General features: G+C 74.2%; 16 protein-coding genes. 9 read left to right on the forward strand and 7 right to left on the reverse strand.

Annotation, left to right across the window (positions count from 1 at the left end):
* Window positions 1-19 precede the first annotated feature (19 nt).
* From RNC47_RS17745 to paaA, 5 genes are read right to left on the reverse strand one after another with little or no spacing between them, the layout of a single operon-like run.
* Window positions 20-1,057 carry a 2Fe-2S iron-sulfur cluster-binding protein gene (locus RNC47_RS17745; protein WP_311599916.1) on the reverse strand — a complete coding sequence of 346 codons (1,038 nt, stop codon included), beginning with the start codon at window positions 1,055-1,057 and terminating at the stop codon, window positions 20-22.
* Complete coding sequence (paaD, locus tag RNC47_RS17750) at window positions 1,054-1,530, reverse strand: 1,2-phenylacetyl-CoA epoxidase subunit PaaD (protein ID WP_311599918.1); 477 nt, start codon at window positions 1,528-1,530, stop codon at window positions 1,054-1,056. The genes RNC47_RS17745 and paaD overlap by 4 nt, the downstream gene beginning before the upstream one ends.
* Window positions 1,524-2,234: a 1,2-phenylacetyl-CoA epoxidase subunit PaaC gene (paaC, locus tag RNC47_RS17755; RefSeq protein WP_311599919.1), complete on the reverse strand. Its 711-nt coding sequence runs from the start codon at window positions 2,232-2,234 to the stop codon at window positions 1,524-1,526. The genes paaD and paaC overlap by 7 nt, the downstream gene beginning before the upstream one ends.
* On the reverse strand, window positions 2,231-2,518 hold the full coding sequence (paaB, locus tag RNC47_RS17760) for a 1,2-phenylacetyl-CoA epoxidase subunit PaaB (RefSeq protein WP_311599920.1): 288 nt from the start codon (window positions 2,516-2,518) through the stop codon (window positions 2,231-2,233). The genes paaC and paaB overlap by 4 nt, the downstream gene beginning before the upstream one ends.
* Window positions 2,515-3,486, reverse strand: coding sequence for a 1,2-phenylacetyl-CoA epoxidase subunit PaaA (gene paaA / locus RNC47_RS17765; RefSeq protein WP_311599921.1), 972 nt, complete (start codon window positions 3,484-3,486; stop codon window positions 2,515-2,517). Before paaA ends, paaB begins: the two co-directional genes overlap by 4 nt.
* Before the next feature lie 165 nt (window positions 3,487-3,651).
* Between paaA and RNC47_RS17770 the strand changes: the two genes are divergently transcribed.
* The 5 genes from RNC47_RS17770 to RNC47_RS17790 all read left to right on the forward strand — a co-directional run bounded on the left by RNC47_RS17770 (window position 3,652) and on the right by RNC47_RS17790 (window position 9,576).
* Window positions 3,652-4,320 (forward strand): DUF5819 family protein, encoded by a 669-nt coding sequence (locus RNC47_RS17770; RefSeq protein ID WP_311599922.1) that lies wholly within the window; start codon window positions 3,652-3,654, stop codon window positions 4,318-4,320.
* 1 nt (window position 4,321) lies between these two features.
* Entirely contained in the window at window positions 4,322-5,581 is a 1,260-nt protein-coding gene (locus RNC47_RS17775) for an HTTM domain-containing protein (RefSeq protein WP_311599923.1), read from the forward strand.
* Entirely contained in the window at window positions 5,578-6,300 is a 723-nt protein-coding gene (locus RNC47_RS17780; protein ID WP_311599924.1) for a TrmH family RNA methyltransferase, read from the forward strand. Before RNC47_RS17775 ends, RNC47_RS17780 begins: the two co-directional genes overlap by 4 nt.
* A gap of 728 nt (window positions 6,301-7,028) precedes the next feature.
* Entirely contained in the window at window positions 7,029-9,167 is a 2,139-nt protein-coding gene (locus RNC47_RS17785) for an RNA degradosome polyphosphate kinase (protein ID WP_311599925.1), read from the forward strand.
* On the forward strand, window positions 9,151-9,576 hold the full coding sequence (locus tag RNC47_RS17790; RefSeq protein ID WP_311599926.1) for an NUDIX hydrolase: 426 nt from the start codon (window positions 9,151-9,153) through the stop codon (window positions 9,574-9,576). The genes RNC47_RS17785 and RNC47_RS17790 overlap by 17 nt, the downstream gene beginning before the upstream one ends.
* Before the next feature lie 9 nt (window positions 9,577-9,585).
* Here the strand turns inward: RNC47_RS17790 and RNC47_RS17795 are convergent, their stop codons facing one another.
* Window positions 9,586-10,410: a class I SAM-dependent methyltransferase gene (locus RNC47_RS17795; RefSeq protein WP_311599927.1), complete on the reverse strand. Its 825-nt coding sequence runs from the start codon at window positions 10,408-10,410 to the stop codon at window positions 9,586-9,588.
* A gap of 45 nt (window positions 10,411-10,455) precedes the next feature.
* Here RNC47_RS17795 and mshA point away from each other — a divergent pair, with 45 nt between their 5' ends.
* Together mshA and RNC47_RS17805 are read left to right on the forward strand one after the other, a co-directional pair.
* Window positions 10,456-11,802, forward strand: coding sequence for a D-inositol-3-phosphate glycosyltransferase (gene mshA, locus RNC47_RS17800; protein WP_394814805.1), 1,347 nt, complete (start codon window positions 10,456-10,458; stop codon window positions 11,800-11,802).
* Window positions 11,795-12,301: a type III secretion system chaperone family protein gene (locus tag RNC47_RS17805; RefSeq protein WP_311599929.1), complete on the forward strand. Its 507-nt coding sequence runs from the start codon at window positions 11,795-11,797 to the stop codon at window positions 12,299-12,301. Before mshA ends, RNC47_RS17805 begins: the two co-directional genes overlap by 8 nt.
* Here RNC47_RS17805 and RNC47_RS17810 read toward each other — a convergent pair.
* Window positions 12,289-14,952: a SpoIIE family protein phosphatase gene (locus RNC47_RS17810; RefSeq protein ID WP_311599931.1), complete on the reverse strand. Its 2,664-nt coding sequence runs from the start codon at window positions 14,950-14,952 to the stop codon at window positions 12,289-12,291. The genes RNC47_RS17805 and RNC47_RS17810 overlap by 13 nt on opposite strands.
* Window positions 14,953-15,026: 74 nt before the next feature.
* Between RNC47_RS17810 and RNC47_RS17815 the strand changes: the two genes are divergently transcribed.
* Entirely contained in the window at window positions 15,027-15,785 is a 759-nt protein-coding gene (locus RNC47_RS17815; RefSeq protein ID WP_311599932.1) for a phosphoglyceromutase, read from the forward strand.
* A 75-nt stretch (window positions 15,786-15,860) separates the two neighbouring features.
* The gene (locus tag RNC47_RS17820) at window positions 15,861-17,147 is read left to right on the forward strand and encodes a sensor histidine kinase (RefSeq protein ID WP_311599933.1); all 1,287 of its coding nucleotides are present in this window, start codon (window positions 15,861-15,863) and stop codon (window positions 17,145-17,147) included.
* Window positions 17,148-17,495: the final 348 nt, after the last annotated feature.

Below are 17,495 nucleotides of genomic sequence, written 5' to 3' on the forward strand. Positions count from 1 at the left end.
TAGGCCGGGGGCGGGTGGATCACGCGTCGAAGTCGAGCTCGACGGCGGGGGTGCGGGGGCGTGACTGGCAGGCGAGGACATAGCCGGCGGCGAGCTCGGCGGGCTCCAGCGCGAAGTTGCGGTCCATGGCCACCTCGCCGCTGACGAGTTTGGCGCGGCAGGTGCCGCAGACGCCGCCACGGCAGGCGTAGGGGGCGTCCGGGCGGTTGCGCAGGACGGTGGTCAACAGGGTGTCGCCGGGGGCGAGGGGCCAGCTGGCACGGCGGCCGTCGAGGGTGGCGGTGAGGGTCGCGGCGTGCGGTGTCTCGGACGGTGGCGGCGCGGGGGCCGGTTTCACGTGGAACAACTCGGTGTGGATGAGCCCTTGGGGAACGCCCAGCGTCCGCAGGGCGGTTGTGGCCGCGTCGACGAGACCGAGCGGGCCGCAGAGGTACCAGCCGTCGACGCGGTCGACGGGGAGCAGCGCGGGCAGCAGCCGGCGCAGCCGGGGTTCGGTGAGGCGGCCGGTGGCCGGGCCGGTGTGGCGTTCCTCGCGGCTGAGGGCGTGCAGGAGTTGGAACCGCTCCGGGTGACGGTCCTTGAGGTCGGCGACCTCGTCGAGGAACATCGCGCTGGCCGCGTCCCGTTCGGCCCGCAGCAGGGTGAAGCGGGCGCTGGGCTCGCTCTCCAGCAGGGTGGTGGCCATGGCGAGGACGGGCGTGATGCCGCTGCCGCCAGTGATGGCGGCGAAGTGGCCGGGGCGGGGGACGAGGGTGAACCGGCCGGTGGGCGGCAGGACGTGCAGGGTGTGGCCGGGGCCGATGGCCGCGAGGACGTGATGGGAGAAGAGGCCGCCGGGGATGTGGCGGACGCCGATGGTGAGTTCGGGCGCGCCGGGCGGCGAGGCGATGGAGTAGGTGCGGCGGGCGGTGCCGTGCCGGACGGTGAGGTGCTGCCCCGGCAGGTGCCGGAAGGTCTCGGCGAGGTGCGGCGGCACGGCCAGGGTGAGGGCGACCGAGTCGTCGGTGAGTTCGGCGCGGCGGGTCACGGTGAGGGGATGGAAGCGCAACGGTCTCACCGCTCCTTGACGTGGTCGAAGGGCTCGGCGCAGGCGGTGCAGCGGCGCAGGGACAGGCAGGCGGTGGCCGAGAAGCGGCTCAGCAGGGCGGTGTCCGGGCTGCCGCAGTTCGGGCAGCCGACGGGGATGAAGACGGTTCGGGTGGGCCGTGGTGGGGCGATCCCGGCGGCGGCGAGCTTGCGGCGGCCCTCTGGGGTGATGTCGTCGGTCGACCAGGGCGGGGTCAGCACGGTGGTGACGGCGACCCGGGTGGCGCCGGCGGCCAGCAGCGCGGCGCGGAGGTCGGCGGCCATGGTCTCGACGGCCGGGCAGCCGGTGTAGGTGGGGGTGAGGTCCACCTCCACGGCCCCGTCGGGGAGTCGGCGCAGCGCGCGCAGCACGCCGAGGTCGGCGAGGGTGACCACCGGCAGCTCGGGGTCGGGCACGGCACCGGCCGCGGCCCGCAGCGCCTCCTCGGTCGGGCCGGTCACCACGTGGCTCCCGGGTGGCTTCGGTGGAGGTACTGCATCTCGGCGAGCAGCCGGCCAAAGGACTCGCTGTGCAGGCCGCGGCGGCCGGTACCGCCGCGGACGGCGGTGGGGAGCGTGAGGGTCGCGGTGGTCAGGACCTCGGAGATCCGGGCCAGCCAGTCACGTTCCACGGCGGCGAGGTCGAGGCCCGGGAGGTCGGGGAAGGGGTGGAACAGCTCGCCGGTGTAGCGCCAGAGGGCGTCGACCGCGCGCTGCATGCGGGCGTGGCTCTCTGGCGTGCCGTCGCCGAGCCGCAGCGTCCAGGTGACGGCGTGGTCGCGGTGGTAGGCCGTCTCCGGGGCGGCCTTGACGGCGAGCGGGGTCAGCTCGGTGTCCAGGGCGGCCAGGCGGTGGAAGAGGAGCTCCTGGAAGGTGGCGTAGTAGAGCTGGCGGGCGATGGTGTGGGCGAAGTCGCCGTTCGGCTGCTCGACCAACTGCGCGTTGGTGAAGGCGCGTTCCTCGCGCAGGTAGGCCAGCTCGTCCTCGTCGCCGAGCAGCGGGAACAGGGTGCGGGCCTGGCCCAGCAGGTCGAGCGCCAGGTTGGCCAACGCCACCTCCTCCTCCAACACCGGGGCGTGGCCGGCCCATTCGGCGAGCCGGTGGGAGAGGATCAGCGCGTCGTCCGCCAGGGCCAGGGTGGCCGTCGGAGCGGCCGCGGGGGCGGTCACAGGTGACGCACCCCGTCCGGCACGGCGTAGAAGGTGGGGTGGCGGTAGGGCTTGTCGGCGGCCGGGGCGAAGAACGGGTCGCGCTCGTCGGGCGAGGTGGCCGCGATGGCGGCCGCCGGCACCACCCAGATGGAGACGCCCTCGCCGCGCCGGGTGTAGAGGTCGCGGGCGTTGCGCAGCGCCACCTCGGCGTCCGGGGCGTGCAGGCTGCCGGCGTGGGTGTGGGCGAGGCCGCGGCGCGGCCGGACGAAGACCTCCCACAGCGGCCAGTCGGCGCCGCTCATGCCGCGAGCCCGTGCTTGCCGGCGTAGGCGGCGGCCGCCTCGCGGACCCAGGCGCCCTCGGCGTGCGCGGCCCGGCGCAGGCCGATGCGCTGCTCGTTGCACGGCCCGTCGCCGCGCAGCACCGCGCGGAACTCCGCCCAGTCGATCGGCCCGAAGTCGTGGTGGCCGCGCTCCTCGTTCCACCGCAGCTCGGGGTCGGGCAGGGTGAGGCCCAGCGCCTCGGCCTGGGGCACGCAGATGTCCACGAACCGCTGCCGCAGCTCGTCGTTGGTGTGGCGCTTGATCTTCCAGGCCATCGACTGCGCGGTGCGCGGCGACTCGTCGTCCGGCGGGCCGAACATCATCAGCGAGGGCCACCACCAGCGGTCCACCGCGTCCTGCGCCATCGCCCGCTGCGCGGGCGTGCCGTGGGACAGGGCGTACAGCGACTCGTACCCCTGCCGCTGGTGGAAGGACTCCTCCTTGCAGATCCGGGTCATCGCGCGGGCGTAGGGGCCGTAGGAGCAGCGGCACAGCGGCACCTGGTTGGTGATCGCGGCGCCGTCCACCAGCCAGCCGATGGCGCCGACGTCGGCCCAGGTGAGGGTCGGGTAGTTGAAGATCGACGAGTACTTGTGGCGGCCCGAGTGCAGCCCGTCGAGCAGCTCGTCGCGGCTGGCGCCCAGCGTCTCGGCGGCCGAGTAGAGGTAGAGGCCGTGGCCCGCCTCGTCCTGGACCTTGGCGATCAGGATGGCCTTGCGGCGCAGCGAGGGGGCGCGGGTGATCCAGTTGGCCTCCGGCTGCATGCCGATGATCTCGGAGTGCGCGTGCTGGGCGATCTGGCGGAGCAGGGTGGCGCGGTAGCCGTCGGGCATCCAGTCGCGCGGCTCGATCCGCTCGTCGGCGGCGACGGTGCGGGTGAAGCGGTCCTCGAGTCCGTCCGGTCGCGAGGTGGTCGGCGTCGTCGGTCGCGTCGTCGGTCGCTCCATCGGCTGGGCCTCCCCTGGCGCGTCGCCCTCGGCACGGCAACCGACCGATCGTTCGGTTCGGCGCTGCTTCGATGGTGATCCGACGGCTCCGGTGTGTCAAGGTCGCCGGCGGGCAGGTACGGTGCTGCGGTCAAGCCACTGTGGTACCGGGGGAACGGGGCGAGCATGCCGCACACCGACGACACCAGGGGCGATCCGCCCACCGAGACCGTTCAGCTGAGCGCGCTCTCCTTGGCGTCCCGGCTGGTCATCGCGCTGACGCTCGGCGTGCTCGGCACCTTCGCCGCCTGGCACCTGTTCGCGGTCTTCCTCTTCGTCGCGCCGTCGAACACGGTCAACGAGGAGTACCGGGAGGGCGTGCGCGACTACATCTACCCGGAGTTCGAGCAGAACTGGAAGCTGTTCGCGCCCAACCCGCTCCAGCGCAACGTCGCCGTGCACGCCCGCGTCGAGATCGACGGCGAGGTCACCGACTGGGTCGACCTCACCGCCATGGACATCGACGCCATCGAGCACAACCCCGCCCCCAGCCACGCCGACCAGAACCTGCTGCGCCGCGGCTGGGACTTCTACACCGGCGCGCACAACGAGGACGGCGAGCCGGTCGGGTTCCGCGGCGAGCTCTCCGAGGAGTACATGCGCCGCATCGCGCTGCTGCGGCTCCAGGAGAGCGGCATCGAGGTGCGCGACGCGACCCGCCTCCAGCTGCGCGAGGCGCTGACCCGGGTGCCAGCGCCAGCGTGGCGCACCGAGGACTTCGACACCGAGACCCGCTACGAGGAGCTGGCGTGGTGGGACGTGACGCCGGCGGACCTGCCGGGCGGGGGTGAGTGACGTGACGGTTCCGGCTCAACGGAGCGCGACCGCGGCGGACACCGCCGAGCGGCGACCCGGCCTCGGCGCCCGCTTCGACGCCTGGCTCGGGCGCGGCGTCGGCAACGTCACGCGGCGCGCGCTCGGGCCGTACCAGACGGCGATGGTGCGGATCGGCTTCGCGACCACGATGCTGCTGTTCCTGCTGCGCGAGTGGCCCCACCGGCGGGAGCTCTACGGTCCTGACAGCCCGTGGAGCTTCGACATGGCCACCCGGTTCGTCGACAACAACGGCGCGTTCACCGTGCTGCTGTGGTCGGACTCGACGCTGTGGTTCGAGTTCGTCTACCACCTGGCCATCGCGGCGAGCGTGGGCCTGCTGCTCGGCTGGCGCACCCGGGCCATGTCGCTGCTGTTCATGGTCGGCGTGCTGTCGGTCCAGAACCGCAGCATCTTCATGGGCGACGGCGGCGACAACGTCATCCACCTGATGGCGATGTACCTGGTGCTGGTGCGGTGCGGCCAGGTGTGGTCGCTGGACGCGCGCCGGCGCGCGAGCGGGCGCGAACACCCGGCGGACCCCGTGGGGATCATGCTGTGGACGGTGCTCGGCCTGACGCTGATGGGCGCCACCGCCACCGGCAGGCTGGAGAGCCCGGTCTGGTCGCTGTTCTTCGTCGGCCTCTGGCTGGCGTACGGCTGGTGGTGGCTGGTCCAGCGGTTCGACCGCAGCGAGACGCGGATCGTCTCGGACATCGTCGCCAACCTCGTGCACAACGCCACCCTGCTGGTGATCATGGCCGAGGTCTGCGTCATCTACGGCACCGCCGGCTGGTACAAGATCCAGGGCTCACGCTGGCAGGACGGCACCGCCGCGTACTACCCGATGCACCTGGACTACTTCAACCCGTGGCCCGAGATCACCGGGCTCCTCTCCGGCAGCGGGCTGCTGGTCCTCGCGATGAGCTACGGCACGGTCTTCGTGCAGGTGGCGTTCGTCTTCGCGCTGCTCAACCGGCGGGCCAAGAACGTGCTGCTGGTGATCATGATCGCCGAGCACATCGGGATCGCGGTGCTGATGGGCCTGCCGTTCTTCTCGCTCGCGATGATCGCCATGGACAGCGTCTTCCTGCCGACCGTCTTCCTGCTCTGGCTGGAACGCCGCGCCCGCGGCCTGTGGACGCGGGGCCGCCGGCCGGAGCAGGACGCCGCCGCCGCGCCGGAGCTCGACGAGGCGCCGGTCGCCGAGGAACGCCGGCCGGAGTGGGCCAGGGACGGATGAACGAGGACGTCCCGGCGCGGTGGGCGGCGGCGCGGGACACCGTGCTGCTCGACGGCTTCCACGCGCTGAAGCACGCGCTGCGGTTCGGCGCCGAGGTGCCGGTCGCGGTCGCGGCCGACCGGGGCGCGGCGCTCCGGCTGGCGGCGGAGCTGGCGCCGGACGTCGTCGGGCGGCTCGACGCGCTGCTTGTCGAGGTGGGCGAGGACGGGCTCGCGCGTCTGGTGCGGCGCCCGCACCCCACGGGCGTCGCGGCGCTGGCCAGGCCGGTCGAGCGGGAACCGGCGCCGGGGGCGCCGGTGGTGGTGCTCGACAGCCCGCGCCACCTCGGCAACATCGGCGCCGTCGTCCGCCTGGCGGCGGGCCTCGGCGCGGGCGGCGTCATCACGACCGGGACCGTCGACCCCTGGCACCCGAACGTGCTCCGGGCGGCGGCCGGCCTGCACTACGCCACGGCGGTGGTGCGGCGCGACGTCGCCGCACTGCCGGCGGACCGCCCGCTGTACGGGCTCGACCCGGCGGGCGCCGACATCCGGACGGTGGACCTGCCGGCCGACGCGGTGTACGCCTTCGGCTCCGAGCGGGCCGGACTCTCGGCGGCGGTACGGGGGCGCGCTGACGCGCTGGTGTCACTGCCGATGCGGGCCGGGGTGTCCAGCTACAACCTGGCGACGAGTGTGGCGATGGTGCTCTTCCATGTGCGGCCACCTGCGGCTGGCTGACGGGCTTTTTCCCCCCACCCACCCGCGTTTCCGCTCGCGCGGTGCGGGACGCCTGCGGCGTGGCTGGAGCGGGGGCCGCCCCCCGTTTCCGCTTGCGCGGGCGCGGGCGCGGGCGCCTGCGGCGCTCGCGCCCACCCACCCGCCCCTGGGGGCACCTCCCAGCGTTAGCTGGGTGAGGGTGGCCTCGCGCGGCGGTGGGGTCTGCCGCGCTCCCGCGCGAAGCGCGCGGAGGGGCGGGCGGGCCACGGCCGAGTTGCCGCGCAGCGGTCCGGCCTGCGGCGCTCGCGCCCACCCACCCGCCCTCGGCGGGTGGGTGGGCGCGGCGGAGCCCGCGCTCCGGCGGCGGAGCCGCCGCACCGCGCGGAGCGCGGAAAGGGGCGGGTGGGTGGGGGAAACTCCGCTCCCCGAGCCGGCCAGCGGGCGGCGTACAGCCGCAGGCGCGAGGCCGGGCCTGGCGGCCCGGTCCGCGCCCGCGGCCCGCCCTCGGCGGTTGGACTCGCACCGCGCGGAGCGCGGAAGAGGGCGGGCGAGTGGGCGCGGGCCGTCAGGTCGGTCCCGCGCGGAGCGCGGGGGTGGGGTCCGCGTCAGCGGGAAGGGCAGGTGGGTGGGGGGAAGCGCCCGCGCGAAGCGCGGCGGCGCCCCGGGCGGCTACGCCGCCCCGCGTACGCGGTCAGCCTGTTTACCGCGCTGACGTGCCCCGTTTGCACACGTAGCGCGACAATGGAGGCATGAGTCAGGAAACCCGCGCCGCCCTCGTCCCGCAGCCCGCCGCGCCGGCGCCGACCGTCGAGTCGGAGGCCGAGCTCCCGGCGGACCGGTTCCTCGATCGCGAGCGCAGCTGGCTCGCGTTCAACGAACGGGTGCTCGACCTCGCCGAGGACCCGGACACGCCGCTGCTTGAGCGGGCGAACTTCCTCAGCATCTTCGCCAGCAACCTGGACGAGTTCTTCATGGTCCGGGTCGCGGGTCTGAAGCGCCGGATCGCGACCGGCGTCGCGACCCGCTCGCTGACCGGGCAGGCGCCGCGTGACGTGCTGGAGTCGATCTGGGCCGGCACGCGCGAGCTGATGAGCCGGCACGCCGCCTGCTACCAGAAGACCGTCGCCCCGCGGCTCGCCGAGGCCGGGATCCACCTGGTCCGCTGGCAGGACCTGACCGAGCAGGAGCAGACCCGGCTCTTCTCCCTCTTCCGCAAGAAGATCTTCCCGGTCCTCACGCCGCTCGCCGTCGACCCGGCGCACCCCTTCCCGTACATATCGGGGCTCTCGCTCAACCTCGCGGTCGTGGTCCGCAACCCGTCCTCCGGCAACGAGCACTTCGCCCGCGTGAAGGTGCCACCGCTGCTGGACCGTTTCCTGGAGGCGTCGCCGCAGCGCTTCGTGCCGGTCGAGGACGTGATCGCCGCGCACCTGGAGGAGCTGTTCCGCGGCATGGAGGTGCTGGCGCACCACGTGTTCCGGGTCACCAGGAACGAGGACCTGGAGGTGGAGGAGGACGACGCGGAGAACCTGCTCCAGGCGCTGGAGAAGGAGCTGCTGCGGCGCCGCTTCGGGCCGCCCGTGCGGCTGGAGGTCGAGGACAGCGTCGACCCGAGGGTGCTCGACCGGCTGGTGCGGGAGCTGAAGATCAGCCGCGAGGAGGTCTTCACGCTGCCCAGCCCGCTGGACCTCACCGGGCTCGGCTCGATCGCGGCGCTGGACCGGCCGGAGCTGAAGTACCCGAAGTTCGTCGCCGGCACCCACCGCGACCTGGCCGAGGTGGAGTCCGCCTCGGCGCCCGACATCTTCGCCGCGCTCCGCCAGCGCGACGTGCTGCTGCACCACCCGTACGACTCGTTCTCCACCTCGGTGCAGGCGTTCCTCGAACAGGCGGCGGGCGACCCCGACGTGCTGGCGATCAAGCAGACGCTGTACCGCACCTCGGGCGACTCGCCGATCGTGGACGCGCTGATCGACGCCGCCGAGTCGGGCAAGCAGGTGCTGGTGCTGGTGGAGATCAAGGCGCGGTTCGACGAGCACGCCAACATCAAGTGGGCCAGGAAGCTGGAGGAGGCCGGCTGCCACGTCGTCTACGGCCTCGTCGGGCTCAAGACGCACTGCAAGCTGTCGCTGGTGGTGCGGCAGGAGGGCGACGAGCTGCGGCGCTACTCGCACGTCGGCACCGGCAACTACCACCCCAAGACGGCCAGGCTCTACGAGGACCTGGGGCTGCTGACGGCCGACGCCGAGGTGGGCGCCGACCTGTCCGACCTGTTCAACCGGCTCTCCGGCTACTCCCGGCGGGACAACTACCGCCGGCTGCTGGTCGCCCCGCGCTCGCTGCGGGACGGCCTGATCTCCCGGATCCGCCGCGAGGTCGACAACCACCGCGCCGGCCGGCCGGCCTGGGTGCGGATCAAGGTGAACTCGATCGTCGACGAGGCCGTGATCGACGCCCTCTACCGCGCCTCGCAGGCCGGCGTCCCGGTGGACGTGTGGGTGCGCGGCATCTGCTCGCTGCGCCCCGGAGTGCCGGGGCTCTCGGAGAACATCAGGGTGCGCAGCGTCCTCGGCCGCTTCCTGGAGCACTCCCGGGTCTACGCCTTCGCGGGCGGCGGCGAGAACGAGGTGTGGCTGGGCAGCGCCGACCTGATGCACCGGAACCTGGACCGGCGGATCGAGACGCTGGTGCGGGTGAGCGACCCCGGGCACCGCTCGGCGCTGACCCGGCTGCTGTCCACCGGCACCTCGGACTCGTCCGAGTCCTGGCACCTGGACCAGGACGGCAACTGGACGCGGCACGCGTTCGACGACGAGGGCCAGCCCCTGCGGAACGTGCAGGAGATGCTGATCGAGGGCCGGAGGAAGCGTCGTGGCGGCGCCGGCTGACGGCGAGCCGGCGCGCCCGGTGCAGGCGGCCGGCTGCGTGGTGTGGCGGCGGGCGGCGGGCGGCGTCGAGCTGGTGCTGGTGCACCGGCCGCGCTACGACGACTGGTCGCACCCGAAGGGCAAGCTGCACGCGGGCGAGCCGGCGGAGGCCGCCGCGCTGCGCGAGGTGCGGGAGGAGACCGGCCTCGACTGCCGGCTCGGCGCGCCGCTGAGCACGGCCCGCTATCTGGCGAAGGGCCGGCCCAAGGAGGTCAGGTACTGGGTGGCGGAGGCGGTGGGCGGCGGCTTCGAGCCGAACGACGAGGTCGACCGGGTGCTGTGGCTCCCGCCGGTCGGGGCCCGCGCCCGGCTGAGCCACGAGCCCGACCGGCTGCTGCTCGACGAGGCGCTACCGTACGTCGCGCCGTAGGGCGACGTACTAGCCGCGGGCGGCGGCCGTGCCGGCCAGTGGGCCGTTGGCCGGGCAGACGGCCGCCCACGGCACGGTCAGCTCGCCGTGGCGGGGCCGCCGCGTGGGGTCGGCGACCGGCCAGTCGGCGGCCAGCAGCGCGACGGCGTGGAGCCAGCGCTGGCGCGGCCCGAAGGCCGCGTAGGGCGCGGCCGAGGCCCAGGCGCGGTCCAGGTCGCGCAGCAGCGCGTGGATCGGCTCGCCCGGCACGTTGCGGTGGATCAGCGCCTTGGGCAGCCGCTCCGCCAGCTCGGACGGGGCGGCGAGGGAGGCGGTCCTGGCGGCCAGGGTGAGGGTGCGGGGCCCGGCGGCGTCGAGCGCCACCCAGGCGTGCCGGCGGCCTATCTCGTCGCAGGTGCCCTCGACCAGCAGCCCGCCGGGCGCGAGCCGCCCGCAGAGCCGGGCCCAGGCGGCCGGCACCTCGTCCTCGGCGTACTGCCGCAGCACGTTGGCCGCCCTGATCAGCAGCGGCCGTCGGTCGTCCGGCAGCGGCAGCTCGAAGCCGCCGCGCACGAAGTCGAGCCCGGCGCCCGCGTACGGCAGCGCCGCCGCCACCCTGGCCTGGTCGATCTCGACGCCGAACAGCCGGATGTCGGCCCGCACCCGGCGCAGCCGGGCGAGCAGTTCGACGGCGGTCCAGGGCGAGGCCCCGTAGCCGAGGTCGACGGCCGAGGGCGGGGTGGTCGAGCGGCGCAGCGCGGGGCCGAGCGTGGCGGCGATCCAGCGGTCCATGCGGCGCAGCCGGTTCGGGTTGGTGGTGCCGCGTGTGACATTTCCCTCTGGCCCCTGCCGCATGCGGTCGAGGGTAACGGTTCCGCACAATGGGAACACGAGCTTCCGGTGCCGGGTTGCACCTCCTGGTCCCTTCCCCGAAGTTCCCCAAAGCGACGAGCAGGAGCCGCTGTGCCACACGTCCGCCGGGTCGCGATGTTCAGCGTGCACACCTCACCGCTCGACCAGCCGGGCACCGGAGACGCCGGCGGCATGAACGTCTACATCGTGGAGCTGTCGCGGCAGCTGGCGGCGCTCGGCATCGAGGTGGAGGTGTTCACCCGGGCGACGGCCGGCGGGCTGGCGCCCACCGTCGAGCTGGTGCCCGGGGTGCGGGTGCGGCACGTGGAGGCCGGCCCCTACGAGGGGCTCAGCAAGGAGGAGCTGCCGGCGCAACTGTGCGCCTTCACGCACGGCGTGATGCAGACCTGGGCCGAACAGCCGCCCGGCTACTTCGATCTGGTGCACTCGCACTACTGGCTCTCCGGGCACGTCGGCTGGCTGGCCGCCGAGCGCTGGGGGGTGCCGCTGGTGCACACCATGCACACCATGGCCAAGGTGAAGAACGCGGCGCTGGCCACCGGCGACACCCCGGAGCCCGCGGCCCGGGTCATCGGCGAGACGCAGATCGTGCAGGCCGCCGACCGGCTGATCGCCAACACCGCGGGCGAGGCCGCCGAGCTGGTCGGCCACTACGACGCCGACCCGCTGCGCACCGCCGTCGTCCACCCCGGGGTCAACCTGGCCACCTTCTGTCCCGGGGACGGGCGGGCCGCCGCCAGGGAGCGGCTCGGGCTGCCGGCCGACGCGCTGATCCCGCTGTTCGCCGGCCGCATCCAGCCGCTGAAGGGGCCCGACATCCTGCTGCAGGCCGTCCGGGAACTGGTCGACGCGGAGCCGGCGCTGCGCCGTCGGCTGCTGGTGCCGGTGGTCGGCGGGCCGAGCGGCACCGGGCTCGCCCGGCCGGAGCGGATGCGGAAGCTGGCGGCCAGGTTGGGCATCGGGGATCTCGTGCACTTCCGGCCGCCGGTCTCGCAGCCGGAGCTCGCCGACTGGTACCGGGCGGCCGACGTGCTGGTGATGCCGTCCTACAGCGAGTCGTTCGGTCTGGTCGCGGTCGAGGCGCAGGCGTGTGGGACGCCGGTGGTGGCGGCGGCCGTCGGCGGGCTGCCCGTGGTGGTGCGGGACGGCGCCACCGGCTACCTGATCGACGGCCACGACCCGGTGGAGTACGCGGCGGCGCTGCGCCGCTTCGCCGAGCCCGCGCACGCCGGCCGGCTCGGCGCGGAGGCCGCCCGGCACGCCCGCCGCTTCGGCTGGGAGGCCACGGCGGCCGGCACCCTGGAGGTCTACCGGGCGGCCGTGGAGGCCAGGCGGTTCCGGGCCGGCCGCGGGCTACGATCGGCCCATGGCTGACGGCGTCGAGGGTGCGGCAGGTGCGTTGGAGGCGGCGCTGCGGGAGAGCGGCGCCGAGTGGGAGAGCCCGGCGCCGGGACGGTATGTCGTCACCCTGCCCGGCACCCGCAAGCTGTCCACCACCTGCTCGCTGGTGGTCGGCCGGCACAGCCTCTCGGTGAACGCCTTCGTGATCCGCCGCCCGGACGAGAACGCGGCCGCCGTGCACCGCTGGCTGCTGGAGCGCAACACCCGCCTCTACGGCGTGGCCTACGCGGTGGACGCGATGGGCGACGTCTACCTGGTGGGCCGGCTGCCGCTGGCCGCGATCACCCCCGAGGAGATCGACCGGCTGCTCGGCACCGTCCTCGAACAGGCGGACGGCTCGTTCAACACCCTGCTGGAGCTGGGCTTCGCCACCGCCATCCGCAAGGAGTACGCCTGGCGCACGGCCCGCGGCGAGTCGACCCGCAACCTCGACGCGTTCGCGCACCTGACCAGGCCGGCTCAGGACTCCTGACGCCGGCCGGCCGGCAGCCGCTGCTCGGCCCAGATGACCTTGCCCTCCGGCGTGTAGCGGGTGCCCCAGCGCTCGGCGTACTGCGCCACCATGAACAGGCCGCGCCCGCCCTCGTCGGTGTCCTTCGCGTTCCGCAGGTGCGGCGAGGTGCTGCTGGCGTCCGACACCTCACAGATCAGCGTCCGGTCGCGCAGCACCCGCACCCGTACGGGGCCCGTCGCGTGCCGGATGGCGTTGGTGATCAGCTCGGTCAGGATCAGCTCGGTGATGAACGCCATCTCGCTCAGCCGCCACTCGTCGAGGCGTTCGCTGACGGCCGCCCGGATCGGCGCGACGGCCGCCGCCGTCGTCGGCACGTCCCACACCGCGACCTGGTCGGGCGAGAGCATCCGGGTGCGGGCGACCAGCAGCGCCACGTCGTCGCCCGGGCGGGGCGGCAGCAGCTCGTCGAGCACCGCGTCGCACATGTCGTCCGGGTCCTCGTCCCGCAGGGCCGAGTGGCGCAGCGCGTCGGCCAGCAGCCCCAGGCCGCGGTCGATGTCCCGCTGCCTGGCCTCCACCAGGCCGTCGGTGTAGAGGACCAGGGCGCTGCCCTCGGGCAGCCGCAGCTCGGCGGTCTCGAAGGGCATGCCGCCGACGCCCAGCGGCGGCTGGGCCGGCAGTTCGGCGAAGGAGACCGAGTGGTCGGGCAGGATCAGCGCCGGCGGCAGGTGCCCGGCGCGCGCCATGGTGACCACGCCCTCGACCGGGTCGTAGATCGCGTACAGGCAGGTGGCGCCGGTGATGGTGCCGGTGGCGCCGTCCAACCCCGCCTCGTCGCGGTCCACCCGGTCGGCCAGCTCGTCCAGGTGGCCGAGCAGCTCGTCGGGCGGCAGGTCGAGCGCCGCGAAGTTGTGCACGGCGGTGCGCAGCCGGCCCATGGTGGCGGCCGCGTGCAGGCCGTGGCCCACCACGTCGCCGACGACCAGCGCGACCCGGGCGCCGGAGAGCGGGATCACGTCGAAGAAGTCGCCGCCCACCGCCTCGGCCGGCCGGTAGCGGTAGGCGGCCCGCACCGCGTTCTGCTCCGGCACCTCGCGCGGCAGCAGGCTGCGCTGGAGGGTGGCGGCCATCTCGTGCTCGCGCGCGTAGCGGCGGGCGTTGTCCACCGTGACGGCGGTGCGCGCGGCCAGGTCCTCGGCCAGCTCCAGGTCCTGCTCGTCGAACGGCGCGCCCTCCCGGGAGCGCCAGAAGTTGGCCACGCCGAGCACCACCCCGCGCGCCTGGAGCGGGGTGGAGATCAGCGAGTGCAGGCCCAGGTCGAGCAGCCGCCCGGCGTGCTCCTCGTCGCCGGCCCGCCACCAGTCGGTGCCGCGCAGGTCGGTCTCCAGCTGGGCCCGGCCGCCGCGCAGCCCCATCACCTCGGCCGTCTCCGGGCGCAGGGAGAGGGCCTGGCCCGAGGGGTAGAGGGGGTGGTCGGCGGTGATGCCGCCGGCGGCGATCCGCCGGATCCTGATGTCGGCGCCCGGCTGCTCCTCGCCACGCAGCACGGTCTCCGACAGGTCGACGCTGACGTAGTCGGCGAACTCCGGCACGGCGACCTCCACCAGCTCCTCCGCGGTCCTGGTGATCTCCAGGGTGGTGCCGATCCGGACGCTGGCCGCGTAGAGCAGTCCGAGCCGGCGCTGGGCCGTCTCGGCGCGGCCGGAGACCGCCTGGATCTCGGTGGTGTCGCGCAGCGTGGCCACCACGGCCGGCGGGCCGCCGCGGCCCGTGGTGTGGCGCAGGTTGACGGCGAGCAGCCGGCCGCCGGCCGGGTGCACCTCGTCCGTGACGTCCTCCGCGCCGCTCAGCAGCTCCACGGTGGCCTGGTCGAGGCCGAGGTCGCCGAGGGTCCTGCCGGTCGTCTCCTCCGGCAGGTCGAGAAGCCGCCGCGCCTCCTCGTTGACCAGCAGCAGGCGGCAGTCCTCGTCCAGGATCAGCACGCCCTCGCGGACCGAGTGCAGAACCGCGTCGTGCAGTTCGTACAGTCGGGTGATCTCGCTGGGCCCCAGGCCCCGGGTCTGCCGCAGCAGCCGCCGGCTGACGAGTGCGGCGCCGCCGATGGTCAGGGCCAGCGCGACGCCGGCCGCGCCGAGCAGCAGCGGCACCTCACTGCTGACCATCAGGTTGATCTTGCGCAGCGTCTCGCCGCTCGCGACCATCCCGATCACCCGGCCGTCCCCGTCCCGCACGGGCACCACCGCGCGCTCCGAGGCGCCCAGCGTGCCGGTGGCCTGCTCCCGCACCACATGGCCCTGGGCGGCCGGCTTGAAGGTGCCGATGAAGCGCTTGCCGATCTGGTCCGGGTCGGGGTGGGTGTAGCGGATGCCGTCCGGGTCCATCACCACGATGAAGTCGACGCCGGTGGCCTTCCTGGCCGCCTCGGCGCTGGGCTGGAGCTCGGCCGACGGGTCGTCCGAGCGCAGGGCGCGCACGATCCCCGGCGAGTGGGCGAAGGTCTGGGCCACCACCAGGGCGCGCTCGGCGGCCGCGGCGCGCTTCTCGTGGCGCTTCTCCAGCACGAGGGCACCCACCCCGGCGGCGACCAGCAGCAGCGTGATCACCACCTGGAGGATGAACATCTGGCCGACGACGCTCCGCAGACGTGGGCCAGAGCGAAATGCCCTCATTCCTCCACTTTGCACCGGAGGTGATCCCGGGGGCGATCCGCCGCCGCACGGGGGTGCCGTCTACTCTCGGCCTCATGGCCGACGGTACGTACAAGCTGATCCTGCTCCGCCACGGCGAGAGCGAGTGGAACGCCAAGAACCTGTTCACCGGCTGGGTGGACGTCAACCTGAACGAGAAGGGCGAGAAGGAGGCGGTCCGCGGCGGTGAGCTGCTGAAGGAGGCCGGCCTGCTCCCCGACGTGCTGCACACCTCGCTGCTCAAGCGGGCCACCCGCACCGCCAACCTGGCGCTCGACGCCGCCGACCGGGGCTGGATCCCCGTCCGGCGCTCCTGGCGGCTCAACGAGCGGCACTACGGCGCCCTGCAGGGCAAGGACAAGGCCGCCACCCTCGCCGAGTTCGGCGAGGAGCAGTTCATGAAGTGGCGCCGCTCCTACGACACCCCGCCGCCGGAGCTCGCCGACGGCGCCGAGTGGTCGCAGAGCGACGACCCGCGCTACGCCACCGTCCCGAGCGAGCTGCGGCCGCGCACCGAGTGCCTGAAGGACGTCGTCGTCCGGATGCTGCCCTACTGGTACGACGGCATCGTCCCCGACCTCCTCACCGGCCGCACCGTGCTGGTCACCGCGCACGGCAACAGCCTGCGCGCCCTGGTCAAGCACCTGGACGGCATCTCGGACGCGGAGATCGTGGGCCTCAACATCCCCACCGGCATCCCGCTCCTCTACGAGCTGGACGCCGACTTCCGCCCCGTCACCCCCGGCGGCCGCTACCTGGACCCGGAGGCCGCCAAGGCCGCCATCGAGGCCGTCAAGAACCAGGGCAAGAAGTAGCCCACCGCGCCCACCTCCCGCCGGCCGGTTTCCTTCCCCCCGGCCGGCGGTCGGCGAGCCCTTAATCTCGTATACATGACCGACACGGGGGCGCTGCGCGACGGATGGGAGCAGCGGTGGCTGCTGCCCGGGGAGCTGCTGGCCGAGGGCAGCAGCTCCCGCCCGCGGCGCACCGGCCGGGACTGGGCGGTCGACGGCCTGTTCTTCGCCTTCTCGGCCGCCGTCTGGCTGCTGCTCCTCATCGACCTGCCCAGCCGGTTCTACCTGCCGGACTGGATGTCGACCGTCGACCCCTGGCTCGGCGCGTTCGCCTGCCTGACGATCTGGTGGCGCCGGGAGCACCCGCTGGCCGTCGGCCTCGCCCTGCTCCCCGTCACGGCGTTCTCCAGCTGTGGCTTCGGCGCGGTCACCTTCGGCATCCTCAACCTCGGGCTGCGGCTGCCGCTGTCCACCGCGCTGCTGGTCCTCGGGGCGCACTTCGCCGTCCTCACGCCCTACCTCGTCGAGTACAGCGTCCCGCACGAGGGCGGCTACATGGCCGTCTCGTTCATGATCGCCTACTACCTGTTCTTCTTCGTCTGGGGCGCCAGCGTGCGGCTGCGCCGCCAGCTCGTCGTCCGGCTGCGGGCCGACGCCAGCCGGGAGCGGGCCGAGCACACCAGACGCCTGGCGGACGCGCGGCGCACCGAGCGCGAGGCCATCGCGCGCGAGATGCACGACGTGCTCGCGCACCGCATCTCGCTCCTCTCGGTGCACGCCGGCGCGCTCGCCTACCGCACCGACGCCGCGGCGGGCGGCGCCAAGCCGCTCAGCGACACGGAGATAGGCGACAGCGCGCGCGTCATCAGGGACACCGCGCACCAGGCGCTGGAGGAGCTGCGCGAGGTGCTGACGGTGCTGCGCGGGCGCGGCCAGGGCGAGGGCGGCCCGCAGCCGGGCGTGGCCGACATCGGCGGGCTCGTCACCGAGGCGGAGCGGGCCGGCCAGCGCGTCGTCTACACCCGCGACCTGGACGCGGGCGCGGCGGCGGCGCTCAGGACCACCGTGCAGCGCACGGCCTACCGCGTGGTGCAGGAGGGCCTGACCAACGCGCGCAAGCACGCGCCGGGGGCGCCCGTCCAGGTGGCCATCGGCGGCGCGCCCGGGCAGGGCCTCACGGTCGCGGTGCGGAGCGCGCTGCCGGCGCGCCCGTCGGCCGCCGAGATCCCGGGCGCGGGCGCCGGCCTCGCCGGCCTCGAGGAGCGCGTGGCGCTCGAGGGCGGCGCGCTGCGGCACGGGCCGAGCGCCTCGGGTACGGAGTTCGAGCTGGTGGCGGAGCTGCCCTGGGGTCCCACCCCCCTCGGGCGGGACCCCAGGGACTGAAAAGGATCAGCCGCAGTTGCCCCCGCACTGACACGCGGACCCCGACTGACAGCCGCAGCTGCAACCGGAACCGCAACCGCATCCACCGAGCAACGGCAGCGGCCGACGCTCCCCGGGCGGCGTCACGGGAGCGGGCAGGGGTGTCGCCTCCATGGACCCTCCTCAGATCGTCCTCCCCCCATGGACGGTCGCCACCCCCGTCCCCGACAACCCGCGCACAGGGGCGCACCAGCGCACGGGGCTTCGCCCCGGGCCCCGGGAGGGACCGGGCACGCGGCCGCAGCCGGCCGGCCAGGCCCGCGCTACGCGCGGCCGGCCGCCGGTGGCCGCCTGCCGGAAAAGGGCGGG

Source organism: Streptomyces millisiae (genome assembly GCF_031845425.1).
In the GTDB taxonomy this organism is placed as follows: Bacteria; Actinomycetota; Actinomycetes; order Streptomycetales; family Streptomycetaceae; genus Streptomyces; species Streptomyces millisiae.